At 51.5% G+C, this 17,943-nt stretch carries 16 protein-coding genes; 5 read left to right on the top strand and 11 right to left on the bottom strand.

Going from position 1 to position 17,943, the window contains the following annotated elements; translation table 11 throughout:
- Window positions 1–60: 60 nt before the first annotated feature.
- From VXK30_RS07625 to dinB, 7 genes are all read right to left on the bottom strand, one after another.
- On the bottom strand, window positions 61–1,821 hold the full coding sequence (locus VXK30_RS07625) for an Rqc2 family fibronectin-binding protein (protein ID WP_275714264.1): 1,761 nt from the start codon (window positions 1,819–1,821) through the stop codon (window positions 61–63).
- A gap of 24 nt (window positions 1,822–1,845) precedes the next feature.
- The gene (locus tag VXK30_RS07620) at window positions 1,846–2,616 is read right to left on the bottom strand and encodes a Nif3-like dinuclear metal center hexameric protein (protein WP_275714262.1); all 771 of its coding nucleotides are present in this window, start codon (window positions 2,614–2,616) and stop codon (window positions 1,846–1,848) included.
- Window position 2,617: 1 nt separating this feature from the next.
- Window positions 2,618–3,316 carry a class I SAM-dependent methyltransferase gene (locus VXK30_RS07615; RefSeq protein WP_275714260.1) on the bottom strand — a complete coding sequence of 233 codons (699 nt, stop codon included), beginning with the start codon at window positions 3,314–3,316 and terminating at the stop codon, window positions 2,618–2,620.
- Window positions 3,317–3,503: 187 nt separating this feature from the next.
- A complete protein-coding gene (locus VXK30_RS07610; RefSeq protein WP_275714258.1) occupies window positions 3,504–3,707 on the bottom strand; it encodes a DUF1858 domain-containing protein in 204 nt (67 codons plus the stop codon).
- Between the two features lie 153 nt (window positions 3,708–3,860).
- Complete coding sequence (locus VXK30_RS07605; RefSeq protein ID WP_038323857.1) at window positions 3,861–4,136, bottom strand: zinc-ribbon domain containing protein; 276 nt, start codon at window positions 4,134–4,136, stop codon at window positions 3,861–3,863.
- Window positions 4,137–4,245: 109 nt separating this feature from the next.
- The gene (locus VXK30_RS07600) at window positions 4,246–4,845 is read right to left on the bottom strand and encodes a sigma-70 family RNA polymerase sigma factor (protein WP_275714254.1); all 600 of its coding nucleotides are present in this window, start codon (window positions 4,843–4,845) and stop codon (window positions 4,246–4,248) included.
- Between the two features lie 482 nt (window positions 4,846–5,327).
- Window positions 5,328–6,545 carry a DNA polymerase IV gene (gene dinB, locus VXK30_RS07595; RefSeq protein ID WP_275714252.1) on the bottom strand — a complete coding sequence of 406 codons (1,218 nt, stop codon included), beginning with the start codon at window positions 6,543–6,545 and terminating at the stop codon, window positions 5,328–5,330.
- Window positions 6,546–6,894: 349 nt separating this feature from the next.
- On the opposite strand from dinB, the gene VXK30_RS07590 reads away from it, so the two are divergent.
- Entirely contained in the window at window positions 6,895–8,427 is a 1,533-nt protein-coding gene (locus VXK30_RS07590; protein ID WP_275714250.1) for a YifB family Mg chelatase-like AAA ATPase, read from the top strand.
- A 63-nt stretch (window positions 8,428–8,490) separates the two neighbouring features.
- On the opposite strand, the gene VXK30_RS07585 is transcribed toward VXK30_RS07590, so the two are convergent.
- The 4 genes from VXK30_RS07585 to VXK30_RS07570 form a co-directional block, all read right to left on the bottom strand.
- Window positions 8,491–10,575 carry a methyl-accepting chemotaxis protein gene (locus VXK30_RS07585; RefSeq protein WP_275714248.1) on the bottom strand — a complete coding sequence of 695 codons (2,085 nt, stop codon included), beginning with the start codon at window positions 10,573–10,575 and terminating at the stop codon, window positions 8,491–8,493.
- 176 nt (window positions 10,576–10,751) lie between these two features.
- Window positions 10,752–11,786, bottom strand: coding sequence for a protein-glutamate methylesterase/protein-glutamine glutaminase (locus VXK30_RS07580; protein ID WP_275714246.1), 1,035 nt, complete (start codon window positions 11,784–11,786; stop codon window positions 10,752–10,754).
- Window positions 11,777–12,601, bottom strand: coding sequence for a CheR family methyltransferase (locus VXK30_RS07575; protein ID WP_275714244.1), 825 nt, complete (start codon window positions 12,599–12,601; stop codon window positions 11,777–11,779). Before VXK30_RS07575 ends, VXK30_RS07580 begins: the two co-directional genes overlap by 10 nt.
- A gap of 37 nt (window positions 12,602–12,638) precedes the next feature.
- Entirely contained in the window at window positions 12,639–14,726 is a 2,088-nt protein-coding gene (locus VXK30_RS07570; RefSeq protein WP_275714242.1) for a chemotaxis protein CheA, read from the bottom strand.
- 90 nt (window positions 14,727–14,816) lie between these two features.
- Between VXK30_RS07570 and VXK30_RS07565 the strand changes: the two genes are divergently transcribed.
- From VXK30_RS07565 to VXK30_RS07550, 4 genes are all read left to right on the top strand, one after another.
- Window positions 14,817–16,241 (top strand): hypothetical protein, encoded by a 1,425-nt coding sequence (locus tag VXK30_RS07565; protein ID WP_275714240.1) that lies wholly within the window; start codon window positions 14,817–14,819, stop codon window positions 16,239–16,241.
- The gene (locus VXK30_RS07560; RefSeq protein WP_275714238.1) at window positions 16,228–16,584 is read left to right on the top strand and encodes an EscU/YscU/HrcU family type III secretion system export apparatus switch protein; all 357 of its coding nucleotides are present in this window, start codon (window positions 16,228–16,230) and stop codon (window positions 16,582–16,584) included. The genes VXK30_RS07565 and VXK30_RS07560 overlap by 14 nt, the downstream gene beginning before the upstream one ends.
- 142 nt (window positions 16,585–16,726) lie before the next feature.
- The gene (locus tag VXK30_RS07555) at window positions 16,727–17,230 is read left to right on the top strand and encodes a chemotaxis protein CheW (protein ID WP_275714236.1); all 504 of its coding nucleotides are present in this window, start codon (window positions 16,727–16,729) and stop codon (window positions 17,228–17,230) included.
- Between the two features lie 35 nt (window positions 17,231–17,265).
- The gene (locus VXK30_RS07550; protein WP_275714234.1) at window positions 17,266–17,922 is read left to right on the top strand and encodes a PilZ domain-containing protein; all 657 of its coding nucleotides are present in this window, start codon (window positions 17,266–17,268) and stop codon (window positions 17,920–17,922) included.
- Window positions 17,923–17,943 lie beyond the last annotated feature (21 nt).

The following is a 17,943-nucleotide window of genomic DNA, read 5'->3' as shown; positions in this document are numbered from 1 at the left end:
CGGCACACTTCCCAAATAGATTATTGGTTATTATAACATGAATCTCATGTTTTTACCAATTTAATTTGCTTTGCGGCTGTCTGTAAATGCAGCATCCGGGGTAACGTAAACGGTTTTATAGTTTACATAAATAACCATGCCGGGTTTTGCGCCCTGAGGCTTGCTGACATTGCGCACCTCCGTATAATCCACGGGAACCTTGGAGGAGTCCTTTCCCCTGCTGTGGAAAGCCGCCAGCATGGCCGCTTCGTAAATCGCGGTTTCCGTCACAGCGCGCCCCTGCGTCGAAAGGATGGTGTGGGAGCCGGGAATGTTTTTCGTATGGAGCCAGAGGTCGTTGTTATTGGCCTGCTTCATCGTCAGGTGGTCGTTCTGACGGTTATTGCGCCCCACCAGAATGGGAAAGCCGTCCGAGGAAACAAATTCGATGGGCCCCATGGCCGCAGGCTGCTTCTGGCGGCCCTTCGGCGCGCGGATATAGCCCTGTTCGATCAGTTCGGCGCGGATTTCGGAAAGGTCGCGCTCCGTCGCCGCCCGGCTGAGCTCCTCAAATACGGTGTCGATATAGCTGAGTTCCTGCTGAGCCTGCTGAAGCTGAGCGGTCAGCATCTCCTCGGCGGTACGCGCTTTGCGGTATTCCTTATAATATTTCTGCGCGTTCTGGGAAGCGGAAAGTGCGGGATTCAGCTTGACCTTGACCAGAGGCATCGACTCCTCATAAAAATTCTGCAGTTCAACCATCGCCGAACCTTTCGGGATATTGTACAGATTGGCGTTGATCAGGTCGCCGCAGATCCTCAGGTCGTCTCGCTCCGCGCAGTGCGCAAGCTCCGCCCGCTGCAGGTTCATCTTCCGGCTGAGGCGGTCGGAGGTGGTGGTCAGAACGCGCAGCAAATCCTGCGAACGCACCCGCATACGGTCAATCCGGTCGCGCTCGTCGTAAAACGCGTCCAGAAGGGTGGAAAAATCGCAGTACGGTTTCACAACCGCGGTCAGACCGTACTGCTCAATATTCATAAAAGAGAAGTCCATCGGCTTCTGGACGGGGCTTACCACCATGTGCGGCTTTCCGTCCACATTTTTGACCGTATCCGCCATTCTGCCCAAAAAGAAAGCAAGCCGTTCCCACTGCTGGGCAGACATCGATTTCGTGCTGATATCGTCCCCACGGCCGGTCAGATGTTCCAGCTCGCGGCAGACGATCGGGGAAACTCCCTGCAGCGTATTTAAAATGGCTTTTGAAAGCTCCGTATCCGAGGGGACCCGCTGAATTTTTTCGATTATGTCAGGAACGGAGTCCGTTAAAAGGCACAGCTTGTCCTGCGGCGGCGGCAGCTGATACGTCAGCCCCGGCAGCACCAGGCGCTCGGAAGACATTTCCGCGTCCACCCGTTTGAGGGCATCGATGATTTTTCCCGCTTCGTCGACAAAAATAATATTGCTGTAGCGCCCCATGATCTCCATGACCAGCGTCAGGCGGATTTCGTCGCCCAGTTCGCTGACCGCGTCGAAATCCAGGCAGAGCATCCGCTCCAGCCCGGGCTGACGCACTGCGGCAAGGCGCGCCCCGGCCAGCCTTTTGCGCAGCAGCATGCAGAGCATCGGCGGGACCTTCGGATTTTCCGGGACAGAGCGCGTAAAATGGATCCTGGCGCTGTTGGCCCTTGCGGACATCAGCAGCTTCAGGGTTTCCCTGTACGTGCGCAGGGAAAGAACCATTTCCTCTCTGTTCGGCTGGTAGATCTTATCCACCCTTGCGCCGATTGCGCTTTCCTCTATTTCTTTTTTGATATGATGTAAAAATGCTCCGTCAAGAGCCATTGATATTCCTCCCGTGTATGCGCATTACAGATATTTTGCGGGGCTGTGCATCCGCTTTGACTCAAAGAAGGCTACGTCGGGGAATTTTGTTTTCAGCTTTACCGCAAGCGGTAAAATCACGGGATTTTCCGTATGGAAATGCCCGGCGTCGACCAGAGTCACTCCCATATTTTCGGCATCCAGCAAAATATTGTGCTTGCTTTCCCCGGTTACGAACGCCTGACAGCCGGCCTGTGCCGCGGCATAGACCAAATCCGCACCGCCGCCGCTGCAAAGGCCCACGTGCGTGATCGTACGTTTTCCGTCCGTAAAGCGCAGCCCGTCGCAGCCCAGCGCTTCCTTGACAAACCGCGCGAAGGCTTCCGGCGTATATTCGCAGCCGGTTTCCCCCTCCAGTGCCTCGGGCAGGCCGGAATCCTCGTATTCCCCGAGCGTACCCACATTCCGGAGCCTCAGGCGCTCCGCCAGGCAGGTGTTCACCCCGCCCGCCGCCATGTCGAGGTTGGTGTGGGCGCAGATTGCCGCGGTGCCGTATTTGGCCAGCAGATAAGGCGCGGAATCCGCGGAAAGGCTTTTCAGCGGATGAAAAATGACCGGATGGTGGCTGACAATCAGTTCCGCCCCGAGTTCATGGGCCTCCTGAACAACCGCGGGCGTAATGTCCAGCGACAAAACCGCCGAAGACACCCCGGCTTCCCTGTTTCCGACCAGCAAACCCGGATTGTCAAAGCTCATTGCCGACCGAAACGGCGCAAAGCTGTCAATGTAATCGTAAATCTCACCAACGGAAATCATATTACCGCTCCTTTTGCATTTTTATTTTGATTTGTTCCGCCGTACGGATCAGCGCGGCGGCTTCTTCCTGCCGGCCGGAAACGGACAGTCCCCCGGCCTTTTTTTCAAGCTGGGCGATCACCTTACGCATGTACGCGCGGCTGTCCTCCGTCGCGGCGTCCAGCTTCCCGATATAGGGGTACAGGCTGTCCGTGCCGGTTTTTTCGGGAGCATACTGTACCTGCATGGCCGAATAAGCATGGCCGTCTTCCACAGCCGCCTGTTCCCGCAGAACCGCAAAGCCCTGCTGCGCAAGAAATTCACGCAGCTGGGGGATCGACGTCATCGGCTGCAAAATCAGCCTTTTTTCTCCGTCCCGCAGCCAGGGCGCGTTTTTAATAATCCGGATCATCATTTCGCCGCCCATTCCGGCGATGACGATATCGTCCGCCTCCACGGAAAAAATCGCTTCCAGCCCGTCGGACAGACGTGTGGAAACAAGCTCCTCCACACGGTAGCGGCGGATATTCTGCTGTGCGGACTGAAGCGGCCCCGGGCGGATATCCGCCGCAATGGCGCGGGAAACAAGCCCCTGCTTCGCAAGCCAGATCGGCAGGTACGCGTGGTCGGTGCCGATGTCCGCCAGGGCCGTACCCGGCCGGACCATGGAGGCGCAGAGCTGAAGCCTGCCGCCCAAAGTGAATAAAGGATGAAGTCCCATCCGGCACACCCCTTTATAAAGTGATATTCGCCGGCTTCCCTACGGACAGAAATGCCCGCACAGCTTCCTATCGGCATCAGAGGAAACCGGGACAGGGGAACGGCAGCCCAAAAAAGCACGCACCGTCCCCCATACTTAAGAACCGCCCGGCAACTTGATTGCCGGGCGGCCGTGTTCAGAAATTCTTTTATTTAGACGCGATGTGATCGTTCAGCTTTTTCAGCATTGCGTCCGGATCCACGCCGTGAACCAGGCAGGCCTGCTCAAGGGTTTCTCCGCGGGAAGCGGGGCAGCCCAGACAATGCATGCCCATTTCCAGGAAATAAGGCGCCGTGGTTTCGTCAATATCAAGAATATCACCAATAATGGTATCTTTCGTTATAGCAGCCATTGTTTAGAATCCTCCAGCTTTTCAATAGATTTCATGTATATTATAATACCCGTGTCCAATCTTTGCAATACATTTCTGATTTGGCGAAAATAAAATACCCCGGAAATCAATCCGGGGTACCTGGTCACGAATAAGAAATATCAGGCTATATGCTTATTCTTCCCTCATCTTTGCAAAGCACTCGCTGCAATATACAGGACGGTCTTCACGCGGCTTAAAGGGGACCTTTGCTTCCTTGCCGCAGCTTGCGCAGATAGCGGTATACATTTCACGCTCTGGCTTGGCAGCATTTTTACGAGCATCGCGGCAGGCTTTGCATCTTTGCGGCTCATTTACGAACCCTTTGGAAGCATAAAATTCCTGCTCACCGGCGGTGAATACAAATTCAGCGCCACATTCCTTGCAGATGAGAGTCTTGTCTTCGTACATTTAATTTACCTCGCTTTGGATAAAGATATTTGCCCATAGACGGATTTGCACCGCCGCCTTTGATTACCAACGCTCTACTTAAGCTACCCGGGCATATGAAATGAATATACTAAACTAAGAGCAACTGTTTTAATTTCAGCCGAACCCGCTGCAGAGCATTATCGACTGCCTTTGAGGAAACACCGAGTTTCACCGAAATATCGTGGTAACTGCAGCCGCCCAAATAAAGCGTCAGCACCTGCTGTTCCAGCTTTGAAAGCAACTGTTTCATCCGCAGCTGCATGGCCGCGTAGCTTTCGCTGTCCATCAGCACCGCTTCAGGATCCGAGGCGCAATCTGTCATATCCATGTGCGAACCGTCGTCGCTGAGAGAAACAAAATTATTCAGCGGAAGATTTTTGCGGCTGGCCGCCGTGCGGTAAGCCATAATAATCCGGTTATTGATGCAAACGCCGGCATATGTTTTAAAACCGGCCTTCCCGGCTGAGTCATAAGTACGCGCCGCATTTAAAAGGCCCAAAAGTCCTTCCTGGCACAGATCGTCGGCTTCCAGCATCGCACAGCGAAACGGCGCCGCCTTGACTCTGATCAGCGACATATAACGCGCGGTAAGTTCCACAAAAGCATCCGAATTTCCGCTGTTCACAAGGCAGGCAAGCTGACTGTCGGTATAATCTGCCATTTTATTAAAATGGTTGTTATCAACCAAGCCCAACACCTCATGGCTCACATTAAACTTGAATTCTGCATCTATCATACCTCATTGTGTCTATTAAGTCAACAAATATTTTGCTTTTGAAGCTAAATATTTGTTTTATTTAGTTAAATTTTATAAAAATACCAATTTTGTCGGACAATGTCTGATTTGACCTCCGCAATATTTTTCATTTACACAGATCAAGCCCTGTTTGTAAAGCAAAAATCCTGATCGGCTAAAATCACGCCCGACCGCATCAAAAGCACCCGGCATACGGCAGCTGCGCCTGCAAACACGTTTGGCCCGGAGGTTCCCTCAGAGGGCCTCAAAGCGAAGTGTGCAGAAAACCGTATTAAATAGGCCATGGCCGTGGGTGACATAGGCGGGTAAGACGCTTTATATCCGAAAATCCATCGATTTTTTATTTACAAACAAGGCCTGATAAAGGAACATTTTCATTATATCATAAGAATCGTAAAACATCCAGAAAAATCTTAATCAGCGCTTTTCTCCGCCCCCGTGGGAAGCGGAAGCTTTTCCATCAGCACGGCGCGCCTGACGGAGGCTTTTCCGTATTTGTTTCTGACATGCTCCATACGGCTTTCCAGCTGTTCCATTTTTTCATCGCACAGGACACTGTGAAAAAGGGATGTCTGCTGCATTTCCGACTCCGGCAAAAGGCCGAATCCGCTGATGCCCAGCGCCCGCACAGGACAGGGCCATCCGTAGCCTTTCTGAAACAGCTCTTTCGCCGCCCGCGCCAGATCCATCGTCAGCCGGGTGGGAACCTCCAGCTGCATCTGATGCTGCGAAACACGCAGGCGGTTATCCTTGATGGAAAGCTGAAGGCCCGAAGCGATCACCCCGGCGTCCCTCATGCGGAAAGAGACTTTTTCGGCAAGATACAGCAGCACCGGCCAGACCTCATCCAGGTCGAAGAGATCATGAACGCAGGTGATGCTGTTGCCAATGCTTTTCGGCGCGGAGGAAACCTCGCTTGAGCATACCCCGGAATCATCCAGCCCGTTCGCGTTTTTCCACATGTCGTATCCCATTTTCCCGAAGGAAGAAACGATGTATTTGGAATCGGTGCGCGCCAGGTCGCCGATCGTTTTGATTCCCAGCGAATTCAGGCGCCGGGCGGTCACCCTGCCCACTCCCAGAAGGGAATCCGTCGGAAGGGGCCACACCTTTTCCCTGAAATTTTCCCGGGTAATCACGGTAGTGGCGTCCGGTTTTTTCATATCGCTGCCGAGCTTCGCAAAGATTTTGTTGAAGCTGACCCCGATGGAAACGCCCAGGCCCAGCTCCGATTTTGTACGGTCCCGTATCTGATCCGCTATCTCCGGCCCGTTTCCGAACAAGCGGGTGCTTCCGGTCACATCCAGCCAGCATTCGTCGATGCTGAAAGCCTCCACCTGATTCGTATAGCTGAGATAAATCTGTTTTACCAGACCGGAGAAATACAGATACCGGTCAAAATGAGGCGGAACGACCAGCAGGTCCGGACATTTTTGCTTCGCCTGCCAGACGGGCTCCGCCGTTTTCACGCCGAAGCCTTTGGCCCGCTCGTTTTTAGCCAGCACAATCCCGTGACGGTCCTCCACGCTGCCGCAGACCGCGACGGATTTTCCAAAGAGTTCGGGATGGTCCCTGCATTCCACGGAAGCGAAAAAATTATTCAGATCACAGTGTAAGATAACCCGCTCCACGATACATTCCTCCGCATACCGTTTTTCAGTATCCCCCGCCCTATCTTAATGGGTACTGGGGAATCTGCTTATTTTTCATTGTAGAATCAATAGAATACAGAGTATCGAAAAACCTGTCATGCACCGAGAAATCATGTCAAGACGGTAAGCGCGGCCAGCGCAGAAAGCAAAATCGTCCCGCAAGTTTGCGGTTGCATGACTTCTTCGATTGGTAATAGAACAAATGTTTGATATTATTATATGCCGAGGAGCGGATTCTGTAAAGCGTCCATTTTATTCCAAGTCAGGAATTGCCAACAGAATTCGACAGGAGTATAATCATTTTAGAAAAATAAAGGGAGGAATGGGGATGGTATCACGTTCCTACAGCATGGGGCTGTATGGTCTGGACTCCTTTACCGTGGCTGTTGAAGCCGACATCAGCGTCGGTCTGCCCGGTTTTGACGTGGTCGGACTGCCGGACGCGGCAGTGAGAGAATCCCGGGACAGAGTGCGCTCCGCGATGAAAAACTGCGGGTTTCAATTTCCCGTACATAAAATAACGGTGAATCTTGGTCCGGCCGACAAGCGCAAGGAGGGACCGATTTACGACCTGCCCCTCTTTGTCGCGCTGATGAAAGCAAGCGGCCAGCTTGACGCCGGGGTGGAGGACAGCGTGTTTATCGGAGAGCTGTCGCTTACGGGAGAGGTACGCCCCGTAAAAGGTGTGCTTCCCATGGCGATCAAGGCAAAGGAGGCGGGCTTTCAAAAGCTCTACGTACCGGAAGCGAATTCCGCCGAAGGCGTGGTCGTGGAGGGGATTTCCGTTTACCCCGTCAGGGACCTGCCGACGCTGATGAGGCATTTCGCCGGAGGGGAAGAAATTCTCCCCGCCTCGGAAGTACCGGCATCGCGGCAAAATCATCCTCCTTTACCGGACTTTTCGGAGGTGCGGGGGCAGAACGAGGCGAAGCGCGCGCTGGAAATTGCCGCGGCGGGCGGGCATAACGTTCTCCTGATCGGCCCTCCCGGCTCCGGAAAAAGCATGCTCGCGAAACGGATTCCATCCATTCTTCCCGACATGACGTTTGCAGAAACCATTGAAACCACCAAAATTCACTCCATTGCGGGCACCCTTCCGGACGGAGTTTCCCTGATCACCTCCCGCCCGTTCCGTTCGCCCCACCACACGGTATCGCCCGCGGGCCTGTCCGGCGGCGGAAACGTTCCGCACCCCGGAGAAATTTCCCTGGCGCACAACGGGGTGCTGTTTCTGGACGAGCTGCCCGAATTTTCCCGCGGAGCAATGGAAGTCCTGCGACAGCCGATCGAGGACGGCAAAGTGACGATTTCCCGCGTCAACGGTACCATCTCCTATCCCAGCGCCGTGATGCTGGTGGCGGCGATGAACCCGTGCCCCTGCGGTTACTTCGGGCACCCGACCAAGCCGTGCACCTGTTCCTCCGGCGCGGTCTCCCGCTATCTTTCCAGGGTTTCCGGCCCGCTGCTGGACAGGCTGGACCTGCACATAGAGGTCCCGCCGGTAGAGTTCGACGAAATCAGTTCCCGGGAAAAGGCCGAAAGCTCCGCAGTTATTAAAGAACGAGTAAACAGCGCCAGGAAGCTGCAAAACGAGCGTTTCAAAGGCACGGCCGTTACCTGCAACGCGAGAATCACGCCGGATATGCTCCAGGAAGTATGCCGGCTGAGCGAGCCGGGACGGGAGCTGCTGAAAAAAGCGTTTGAAAAGCTCGGGCTTTCGGCAAGGGCCTATGACCGGATTCTGAAGGTTTCCCGCACGATTGCGGACCTGGATCAAAGCGAAGAAATCGAGCCGCGGCATGTTGCCGAAGCGGTGCAGTACCGCAGCCTTGACCGGAAATACTGGACAAAAGAGCTCTGATCCCATAAAAAAATCCCTGCGGCCGAACTGGAACCGGCCGCAGGGATTTTATGATATCGGAATTTAATATTTGCTGCTCTGACCGCTTTCGGAAACGGAACCGGCGTCAAGAGAGGAAGTCGGGCCTCCCGCTCCGTCCGGGACGCTTCCGGCGGAATCCTTCAGCTTCAGGAACGCAAGGGATTCCTTGAGCTGCTGCGCCTGTGCGCTCAGTTCCTCGCTGGTCGCCGCGCTTTCCTCCGCCGTTGCGGAGTTGGTCTGCACCACGGCGGAAATCTGATCGACACCCATTGTGACCTGATTGATGGAAGAGGCCTGACCATCCGAAGACTTTGAAATTTCCCCGATCAGGTCCGTAGTCTTTCTGGTGCTGTCTATAATTTTATTGAGAGACTTCGCAGTCTCATCCGCGATCTTTGTGCCGTTTTCCACCGCCCTGATCGAGCTTTCAATCAGGTCCGTGGTATTTTTCGCGGCTTCCGCACTCTTGCTCGCAAGATTGCGGACCTCATCCGCGACAACGGCAAAGCCTTTCCCCGCCGCGCCGGCACGTGCCGCTTCCACCGCGGCGTTGAGCGCGAGAATATTGGTCTGGAAGGCAATATCCTCAATCGTCTTTATAATTTTGCCGATCTCCTGTGAAGTTTCGCTGATCTGCGCCATGGCTTCCACCATCTGCTGCATGTGCTCGTTTCCGACCTCAACTTCGCTGGACGCTTCCAACGACAGCTGACTCGCCAAACGGGAATTGCTGGCATTCTTATTGACTTCGTCCGCAATTTCCGTAATGGAGGCCGAAAGCTGCTCAATGGAGCTCGCCTGCTCCGTAGCGCCCTGTGAAAGCGCCTGCGAAGCAGAGGAAACCTGGCCTGCACCGTTCGCCACCTGATCCGCCGATCCGTTGATACCAGAGAAGATATTGTTCAGATTGTCGATAATGGTGCTCAGGGACGTTTTGATCGATACAAAATCACCTTTATAATCCTCTGTTACTTCAATCGTACAGTCACCCATGGAAAGGCTGTCCAGAACGACGGCAATCTCTCCTATGTAACTGGTCAGTATATCGATTGTATTGGAGAAGGTCTCCGCAAGAACGCCGATTTCATTCCTGCTTTTGATCACAGGTACTTCGGAATGGAGATCGCCTTCCGACAGTTTCTCAATACGCTGTACAAGGCCTTCGACCGGCTTGGCGATCGGCCCGGCGATTCTGAAGGCAACCACGACGGACAAAAGAATGAAAAGAAGCATTAAACCGACGGTGATGGCGACCGCGGTATAGCATCCGCTCATCATCTCATTGACATTCGCGCTGACCGCCATGGACCAGCCGTCCGTACCGCTGATCGGAGCATATCCTACCAGCTGCTTGGTGCCGTTTAACGTAATGGTCGCGCTTCCCGTTTTTCCTGAAGTCATATTTTTGACGATTGACGCGGCACCCGCATAGGAACCGTCTTCTTTCGCCTTATTGATATAATTAACGAATTCAAGGACATTTTTTCTGTCCTTATGGGCGATGATCGTACCCGATTTGTCAACGATAAACCCGTACCCGGATTTGCCGACGGCAATATTGTCGATCATCTGGCTGAAAGTATCGCTGGCCAAAGCCGCGTAGACGACGCCGCCATGGTTGCTTCCGTTGTTCACCTTGGCCGCAACGTAAAGCACAACATTGGAATCGGTTTTTCTGACCACGGGGCTGGAAACATAGGTGGTCCCTATTGTCTGTGCCGTCTGAAAATAGTTGCTGTCACTGATGTCGGTGCCGTCCAGCGTTCTTCCGTTGGAATCCGCAAGACCGACTTCCATGAAACTATACCGCTGGCAAAGCGTCTGCAGCACTGCTTTTCTGGAGGAAACGGGCAGCGTTTCGTCGGTGATCTGTTCATTGGTGGCAATGGATTCCGCCCTCAGCTTATACATATCGATCGCCTGCTGCACGGCATAATTATAAGCAACCGAATTTGTGTTGATCAGGGAAACCATATTGCTGCTGGAATTGGAGTAAAGCAAAAAAGCGTTTGTCACGCCGCAAACGACGCTGATTGCAACCGCCAGGCCCACCATTCCGAGAAGAAGAGTTTTTTTCAGGCTGGTCTTCTTTTTTACCTTGATCTTCTTTTTTCTTTCTTTTTTCACTTAATACCACGTACCCTTCTGAAGTGCTTTTTCTGGAGTGCTTTTCGCTACAGCTCAAGCACGAAAAGTAACGCATTCTCACACACAACCACAACCAAAGAATGCTTTTCCCTATTCTATATCGACAATATTTCGTAAAATTTAATCAATTTAGACAAATATTTTCACCATAAATATTATTTATTTAATTTTTGGATGATCAGTCTGGCAATGGAGGAACAGGGAGCCTGTTTTTCAACCGCGCCGATCTCAAATGCCACCATCGGCATTCCATAGACTACGGAGGACTGTTTGTCCTGTCCGATGGTATAGGAGCCCTTCTGCCGCATTTCCAAAAGCCCATTCGCTCCGTCCTTGCCCATACCGGTCAGGATAATGCCCATGGCGTCCTTACCGGCCGTTCTGGCCACCGAGCGGAACAGGACATCCACCGACGGGCAATGGCCGCTGACCTTTTCCCCCGCGGCGCACTTCACATAGTAGCCCTTAAAATCCTTCTCCAGGGTCATATGCCTGTCCCCGGCGGCAATCAGTGCCTGCCCCTGCACGACCCGGTCCCCGTCACTCGCCTCTTTGACCGTAAATTTGCAGATTTTGTTCAGCCGGTCCGCATACATCTTGGTAAAACCCGCGGGCATATGCTGCACCACCAGAATCCCCGGTATATCGCCGGGAAGCTGCTGCAGAATTTCGGCGGTAGCCTCTGTGCCGCCCGTAGACGCTCCGATAGCGATAATATGCTCCGTCGGGTCCTTGCCTGACAGAACAAGCGGGAGGGAAGCGATCGAGGCAAGGGAGGGCGTGTGCTTCACCTTTGCGGAAGAGGCAATTTTGATTTTGACACACAGTTCCTGACAAAAAATGGAAAAGTCGCTGCTGTCGCGCAGGTTCGGCTTCAGTACAAAATCAACCGCTCCCGCGCTTAAAGCCTCAAAGATTCCAATATCGAGCGAGCTGACCAGAACTACCGGAACCGGATGGACGGGAATCATCTTTTTCAGGAAATCCGTCCCCTTCATATCCGGCATTTCCACATCCATGGTCACGACGTCCGGAGACAGGTCCATGATTTTTTTCTCCGCTTCGGCCACATTGGATGCGCTCCCGATGATTTCAATATTCGCGTCGCTCAGCAGCGCTTTCTGCAGCGCTGTTCTGAAAAAGAGAGAATCGTCTACAATGAGGACCCGGATTCTTCGATTCATCGGCATATTGATACTGATCCTTTCTGATAGACTGACGGTTCAACATATAAAAATTTCGAGGTATCTCTCTGCACTGTTTCGGAATGTCCGATAAAAAGATAGCCGCCCGGCTTCAGCACGTCGTAAAACTTGTTGATCAGCGCATTTTTGGTCGGCTGGTCAAAATAGATCATGACATTTCTGCAGAAAATCAAATCAAACGGCTGCTGGAACGAAAACGGTTCCATAAGATTCAGCCGTTTAAAAAAGACCTGATTTCTGACTTCTTCCTTTAATTCAAAAAGATTTTCGCCCTGTTTGATAAAATACCTTTGTTCCCAAGCCTTTGGAATATCCTTCAGGGATTCCGTTCCGTACAGTCCGTGTTTCGCCGCTTCCATGGCTTTCAGGGAAATATCCGTCGCGAGGATCCGGAAATCCCAGCCGGCCCTTTTCAGCCCAAAATAGTCCATCATCGTCATGATGGCGGTATACGCTTCCTCCCCCGACGAGCACCCGGCACTCCAAATGCGGATGTCCCTGCGGGCGTTCATCTTTTCCTGCATCGGCAGGATGGTATTCTTTAAAAAATTGAAATGTGCGGGTTCTCTGTAAAAATAAGTATGGTTCGTCGTAAGCTTATTCAGCATTGCGGTGATTTCGTCGGATTTATTCTGCTTTATCAAATCAAAATAGTCCGAAAAATTGTCAATTCCCTTTCCGAGCAAAACGGATTGCATTCGCGATTCTATCAGCTGTCTCTTGTTGGTAAGGTTAATCCCGTAATTGCCTTTTATGTAAGCTACGATATCGTTGAACTCTTTATCGGTCAAACGTATCATCGTTTTCCTCCGCGAATTTCATATCTCCCCTGAAACATCAGTTATTGTTGTAAAGATTGAGGATATCCAGAATCAGGCTGATGCTGCCGTCGCCAAGAATGGCGCATCCGGTGATGCCGGTTTCTTTCACATTGTACTGGTTGAGGTAAATCGGCAGGGATTTGACGACCACCTGCTGTTCCCCCAAAAGAGCATCCGCAAAAATGCAGTACGCCTTCTCGTGCGTCTCCACAAGAATGACGATGCCGCTGCCGATGTCGGTAATTTCGGTTTCGATCCCGAAAATCTTGTACAGCCTGAGGACCGGATAATATTGGTTGCGGACCATGATGATCTCGTTCATGTCGGTGTCATAGTGGAGGCTGGACTGGTCCACCTTGAACGACTGGCGGATATTGTTGATCGGAATCGTAAACACCGTCTCACCGACGGAGATTTTCATGCCGTTCACAATGGCCAGCGTAAGCGGGATTTTAAAGAGAATTTTGGTCCCCTTCCCGACCTCGCTGATCAGGGAAACGTCTCCGCCAACCTTCTCCACATTCTTTTTTACAACATCCATTCCAACCCCCCTGCCGGAATATTCCGTCACGACGTCATTGGTGGAAAATCCGGGCATGAGCAGAAAGTTATAGATTTCGCGGGTGGAATACTCTTTTTCCGGCTTTTTCAGGAGTCCCTGTCTTTTTGCTTTCTCCAGGACGGATTTTTTGTCGATGCCCTTGCCGTCGTCCTGCACCGAAATCAGAATTTCGCCGCCCGTGTTCTGAGCGGAGAGCGTAATGGTGCCTCTGGGGGATTTATTCGTCTGCGCGCGCTCTTCCTTTGTCTCAATCCCGTGGTCCATGGCGTTGCGGACCAGATGCATGATCGGATCGCCGATATTGTCAATGATGGTTTTGTCCACCTCGGTGTCCTCGCCGACCATGACCAGCTGGACATCCTTGTCCAGCTTTTTGCTCATATCGCGCACGATACGGTTCATTTTCTGGAATACGCCGGAAATCGGAACCATCCGGATGGACATTACAACTTCCTGCAGCTCGTCCGTCAGCTTGCGCAGCTGGCGGGACGCCTTGTTAAAGTTATTGTCCACTCCCGTGCCGCTCTGGGCGGAAGGAGTCGTCGTCACCATGGACTCGGTAATCACGATTTCCCCCATCAAATCCATCAGGTTGTCCAGTTTGGAAAGATTGACGTTGATCAGATTCTGCTTAACGGAGCCATGATTGGTTCCCTGGGTTTCCTGACCGGCCGCGCTGTTCCCCAAAGCCGTTTTTTCCGCAGATTCTGCTCTTGACGCATTCCCCGGTTTGTCCAAAACGGTATAATTTTTGGTATAGACAAAATTCTCAATAATTTTCAGCACGCTCGCCAGGCCCTGCTGCTCTTTAAAAGAAATCAGGAAGCCGTTCCTGATGATTTCTTCGGCGCTGGCGGGATTCGTTTCGATATCCTGCGGAAAATACCGGATATCCTGATAAATATCCCTGATTGCATTTACCAGAATGACGGCGCGAAGGTTTTCCATTTCTGTTTCTTCATCGAAAAACACCCTGACAGAATAGGGATAATCCGGATCTGCCTGGGCGGGAACGGCAGACGCCTGAATCTGTTTGGAAGCTTCTTTCACAGGAATGGCTTTGGACGGAACCGCAGGCTGTTCGGGAACCGGTGCGGGAACCGGAATCTGAGACTGAGTTTCGGCGTGTTCGGATTCTTTTTGAGAAATCTTTTTAAGGAAATCGTTAATTTCCTGCTCAAAAGTGCCGATATTTGTTGTGAGCGGCTCATTGTTTTCCACCTTGGATATTTCGTCCTTGATAAAGTCGCTGGAACGGAACATCAGCTCGAAAAGCTCCGCGTTGTACTTTTCGTCGATGCCGTTCTCACGTACATAGTAAAATAAATCTTCCGCCTTGTGCGAAATCGTCATCAGACTGTTGAACTGCATCATTGCGGAAGAACCTTTAATCGTATGCATGATCCTGAAAATCTCGTTGATGCTGTCGGTATCGAAAGCATTCGCCTTCTCACAGTTAATCAGGATTTCATCAAGGTGCTCAAGCAGGTCGTTTGCTTCAAATAAATATACTTCCAGCATGGATTCCATATTGTTGTCCATTAATTTTCACCGCCTAATAATACTTTGTAATATATATATCGTAACAAATTTTATAAAATTAACGTCAATTTATATTTTCGAGGTGATTTTATGCCCGATAACCTGAGAATTACCGCACCCGTTACCACAAATGAAAGCCTTCCTAAAATTTCATCGACAAAACAGCCGGAATCCATGGTGCCCATCGACCCTACGAAGGTGCTTCAGCCAAATACCGACAAGCAGGGCAACCAGAACAGCAACTTTGATCTGCTGCTGAACCGGAATTCCGTTTTCAGTAAATTTCTGCAGCAGCTGGGCGAAACGCCCGCGCTTTCACAGACTTTGCAGAAAATCGTATTTGAAACCTTCAGCCGCTCGGAAAACGTCCATGACAACAGGCCGGTCTCCCTGCTGATGAAACAGCTCTCCGCCGCAATGAAAATGCAGCCGGACGACATGTTGAAAAACCTCATGTTTCAGGGAAGCAATCACACGAAATTTTCCGGGCCCGTGTTCGACGTTCTCCGAAACCTGATGAACGAATATCCGGAAAGCGGCCTGGAAAAGCCTCTGGCCGATTTTCTGAAGGCGTTCGACGGGTATTTTTCAATCTCGGAAACCACATCGGCGATCGCCCAGAGCCTTGACACCCTCGCCCATCAGATTCCCGGCGCCTACGGCAAACAGCTGCGGGAGCTGGCGGACCAGATGATGACCGAGCAGCCTGTCAACAGCCTGGATAGGAACCTCAACCTGCTGAAGGAGAAAGTTCTTCCCCTTTTGAGCAAGTATGTCGCTTCCACCAACGACTTCGGCGCAGCAAGGGACACCATTACCCTTCTGGTCCATCATACCGCCCGCCTGAACATCAGTTCCCATCAGGAAGTCGTGGAGAAGCTTACGGCACTGCTCGACTACTGCAAATACGAGCTCAACCTGCCCGAGGACAAAATGAGTCAAATCCGGGCCATGTTTCTGAAGAGCGTCACCAACGCCGCCCAGAAGCCGGAAAACCAGCTGTACGATTCCCTGATGAAGGTCCTTTCCGAAAACCTGCGCCAAAGCCCTTCCGGCGCAAGCCAGTCGGTTTACAAGGATACGGTCCTTTCCCTGCTGCTGGACAACAGCGTTTATATGCCCTTCACCCATCTTCTGCTGCCGCTGAATTACAACGGTCAGTTCCTGTTTTCAGAAATCTGGATCGAAAAAGACGACGACAGCGAAAAAACTTCAAAAAGAAGCCGCGGGGAACCGAAGCCGGTCCGGCTCTATCTGTCGTTCGACATCAAGGCTCTGGGAAATTTTGAAGCTTCCATTGCCCTTTCCCGTGGGAAAGCCGACATCCAGATGCGCTGCCCGCCCGCTTTAATGAAAAACAGCCGGGAAATCGGAAGCCGGATTTCCGAAATATTTGCCAAAAACGGCCTGTCCGCGCAGAGCGTTGAGTTTCTGCAGGAAGGCAGCCCAAGTATAGAAAAGCGGGTTTTAAAAAGAATCTACGAAAGGAAGAATGTCATCGATGTCACAGTATGACCGGACGAATCACGCCGCCGCCCTGCGGTATGCTCAGGATTCCCCGCACAGCGCACCGGTTGTCGTCGCTTCCGGTTCCGGCTATGCGGCGCAGAAAATCATAGACATTGCGCAGGAGAACGGCGTGCCGGTTTATCACGACGACTCCCTCGCTTCCCTCCTTTCCCAGCTGGAAGCGGGAACGGAAATCCCCCCCGAACTCTATCAGGCCATTGTGGACATTTACGTATATTTTTTAAACTACTCCTTCGAGGCTGCGGGAAAAGGAACGGCCCCTTCGCAGAAAGACCCCGTACCCGCTCCGGAAAAAAGCCCGGAAAAACAGATATTTTCCGAGCTGTAATACTAATTATTTTGAAATTAAGCCGATATATATCTATAGGATTTTTTATATGACTTGATGATTGCGTGCCGCCAAAATAATGCCGGGATTGGCAGCACAAAAACTCTTACCGAAACGGCAGCGGTAGAAAAGGTGAAACAGTATGGCAGAAACAACAGCAGTAAAAAACAAAATTACGACCTCGGTCAATGAGAATATGACGACGGAAAAATATCTTACCTTCTTTATTGACGGGCAGCTGTTCGCAATTCCGAGCAGCCAGGTGGTCGAGATCATCCGGATGCAGCCCGTCACCTTCATCCCTAATTTGCCGCCTTTTATCATCGGCGTTATTAATCTGAGGGGAAAAATTGTTCCGTTGGTGGATATCAGACTGAAGTTCAACAAGGCTCCAAAGGAGTATGACGACCACACCAGCATCATCGTGGCTGAGACCGGCGATCTGAGCGTCGGATTCATCGTCGACAGTGTAAACGACGTCACAAACGTTTCCAAAAACCAGATCAGCGAGACCCCCAGATTCGCAAGGGACACGGCAAACCATTATGTAAAAGGAATTGCCACCCTGAACGAAAATGCGGTAATGCTTCTGGATATTGAAAAGATCCTTTCAGACGGCGAGGAAGTCCAACTCCCTGTTAAGTAATTTTGCCGAATACGTTTGTTTTGGAGGTTCTTCCCATGTATCCGCTTTCTGAACAATATCAGCATTCGCCCTGTGAAATCAAGACTCTTACCAACGAACTGCTCACTACCGGAATCCTCAGCGAAATCCGTAAGGACTCCGTTAAAGTTCAGAACAGTTTTGACATCCTGCCGACCCTGCATTGCAATATGCCTGTGAAAATCAATATTTACAATGAATCTCTGGGTTTCAAAGTACTGATTGGGAAGGTTTTTCTTTCTACCTCGGAAATGATGACGATTACGGATCTGCAAAGCCTTACCGAATTTGAGCGAAGAAGCTTTTTCCGCCTGAAAGTCAACATTCCGACAAGGGCTTTCCTGCTTCAGGAAGATTCATCGCCTGAAGAGGAGGAAATGAAGCTGTTCGGCGTAACTGTGACGGATCTGAGTCTGAGCGGCGTATTTATCACAACGAGGGAATATCTCGATATCGGCCAGTCCTTTATCATGACGCTGGAGCTGTATGATATGGAGGTCACATTTTGCTGTCAGGTTCAGCGAACCAGTCCCGTGGATTATGCACTGAACGGGTACGGCTGTTCTTTTCTGGATAACTCAACCCGCCAGTTTGACCTTTTGTGCAAATTTATTTTTGAAAAGCAGAGGGAACAAATCAAAAACTCACGCGAAGAAAAAGACGAGCCGAAATAAGATACACATATTTTATATTGA

Source organism: Caproiciproducens sp. CPB-2 (assembly GCF_036287215.1).
GTDB lineage: Bacteria > Bacillota > Clostridia > Oscillospirales > Acutalibacteraceae > Caproiciproducens.
The sequence above is the reverse complement of the archived record's forward strand: the minus strand, read 5'-3'. Positions and strand labels throughout refer to the sequence as shown.

Excerpts from the sequence above, each read along its gene's own strand:
- VXK30_RS07550 (WP_275714234.1), top strand. The coding sequence starts at position 17,266 with ATGTATCCGCTTTCTGAACAATATCAGCATTCGCCCTGTGAAATCAAG.
- VXK30_RS07570 (WP_275714242.1), bottom strand. The coding sequence starts at position 14,726 with ATGGACAACAATATGGAATCCATGCTGGAAGTATATTTATTTGAAGCA.
- VXK30_RS07555 (WP_275714236.1), top strand. The coding sequence starts at position 16,727 with ATGGCAGAAACAACAGCAGTAAAAAACAAAATTACGACCTCGGTCAAT.
- VXK30_RS07620 (WP_275714262.1), bottom strand. The coding sequence starts at position 2,616 with ATGATTTCCGTTGGTGAGATTTACGATTACATTGACAGCTTTGCGCCG.
- VXK30_RS07605 (WP_038323857.1), bottom strand. The coding sequence starts at position 4,136 with ATGTACGAAGACAAGACTCTCATCTGCAAGGAATGTGGCGCTGAATTT.
- VXK30_RS07580 (WP_275714246.1), bottom strand. The coding sequence starts at position 11,786 with ATGCCGATGAATCGAAGAATCCGGGTCCTCATTGTAGACGATTCTCTC.
- VXK30_RS07590 (WP_275714250.1), top strand. The coding sequence starts at position 6,895 with ATGGTATCACGTTCCTACAGCATGGGGCTGTATGGTCTGGACTCCTTT.
- VXK30_RS07615 (WP_275714260.1), bottom strand. The coding sequence starts at position 3,316 with ATGGGACTTCATCCTTTATTCACTTTGGGCGGCAGGCTTCAGCTCTGC.
- VXK30_RS07625 (WP_275714264.1), bottom strand. The coding sequence starts at position 1,821 with ATGGCTCTTGACGGAGCATTTTTACATCATATCAAAAAAGAAATAGAG.
- VXK30_RS07560 (WP_275714238.1), top strand. The coding sequence starts at position 16,228 with ATGTCACAGTATGACCGGACGAATCACGCCGCCGCCCTGCGGTATGCT.
- VXK30_RS07575 (WP_275714244.1), bottom strand. The coding sequence starts at position 12,601 with ATGATACGTTTGACCGATAAAGAGTTCAACGATATCGTAGCTTACATA.
- VXK30_RS07610 (WP_275714258.1), bottom strand. The coding sequence starts at position 3,707 with ATGGCTGCTATAACGAAAGATACCATTATTGGTGATATTCTTGATATT.
- VXK30_RS07565 (WP_275714240.1), top strand. The coding sequence starts at position 14,817 with ATGCCCGATAACCTGAGAATTACCGCACCCGTTACCACAAATGAAAGC.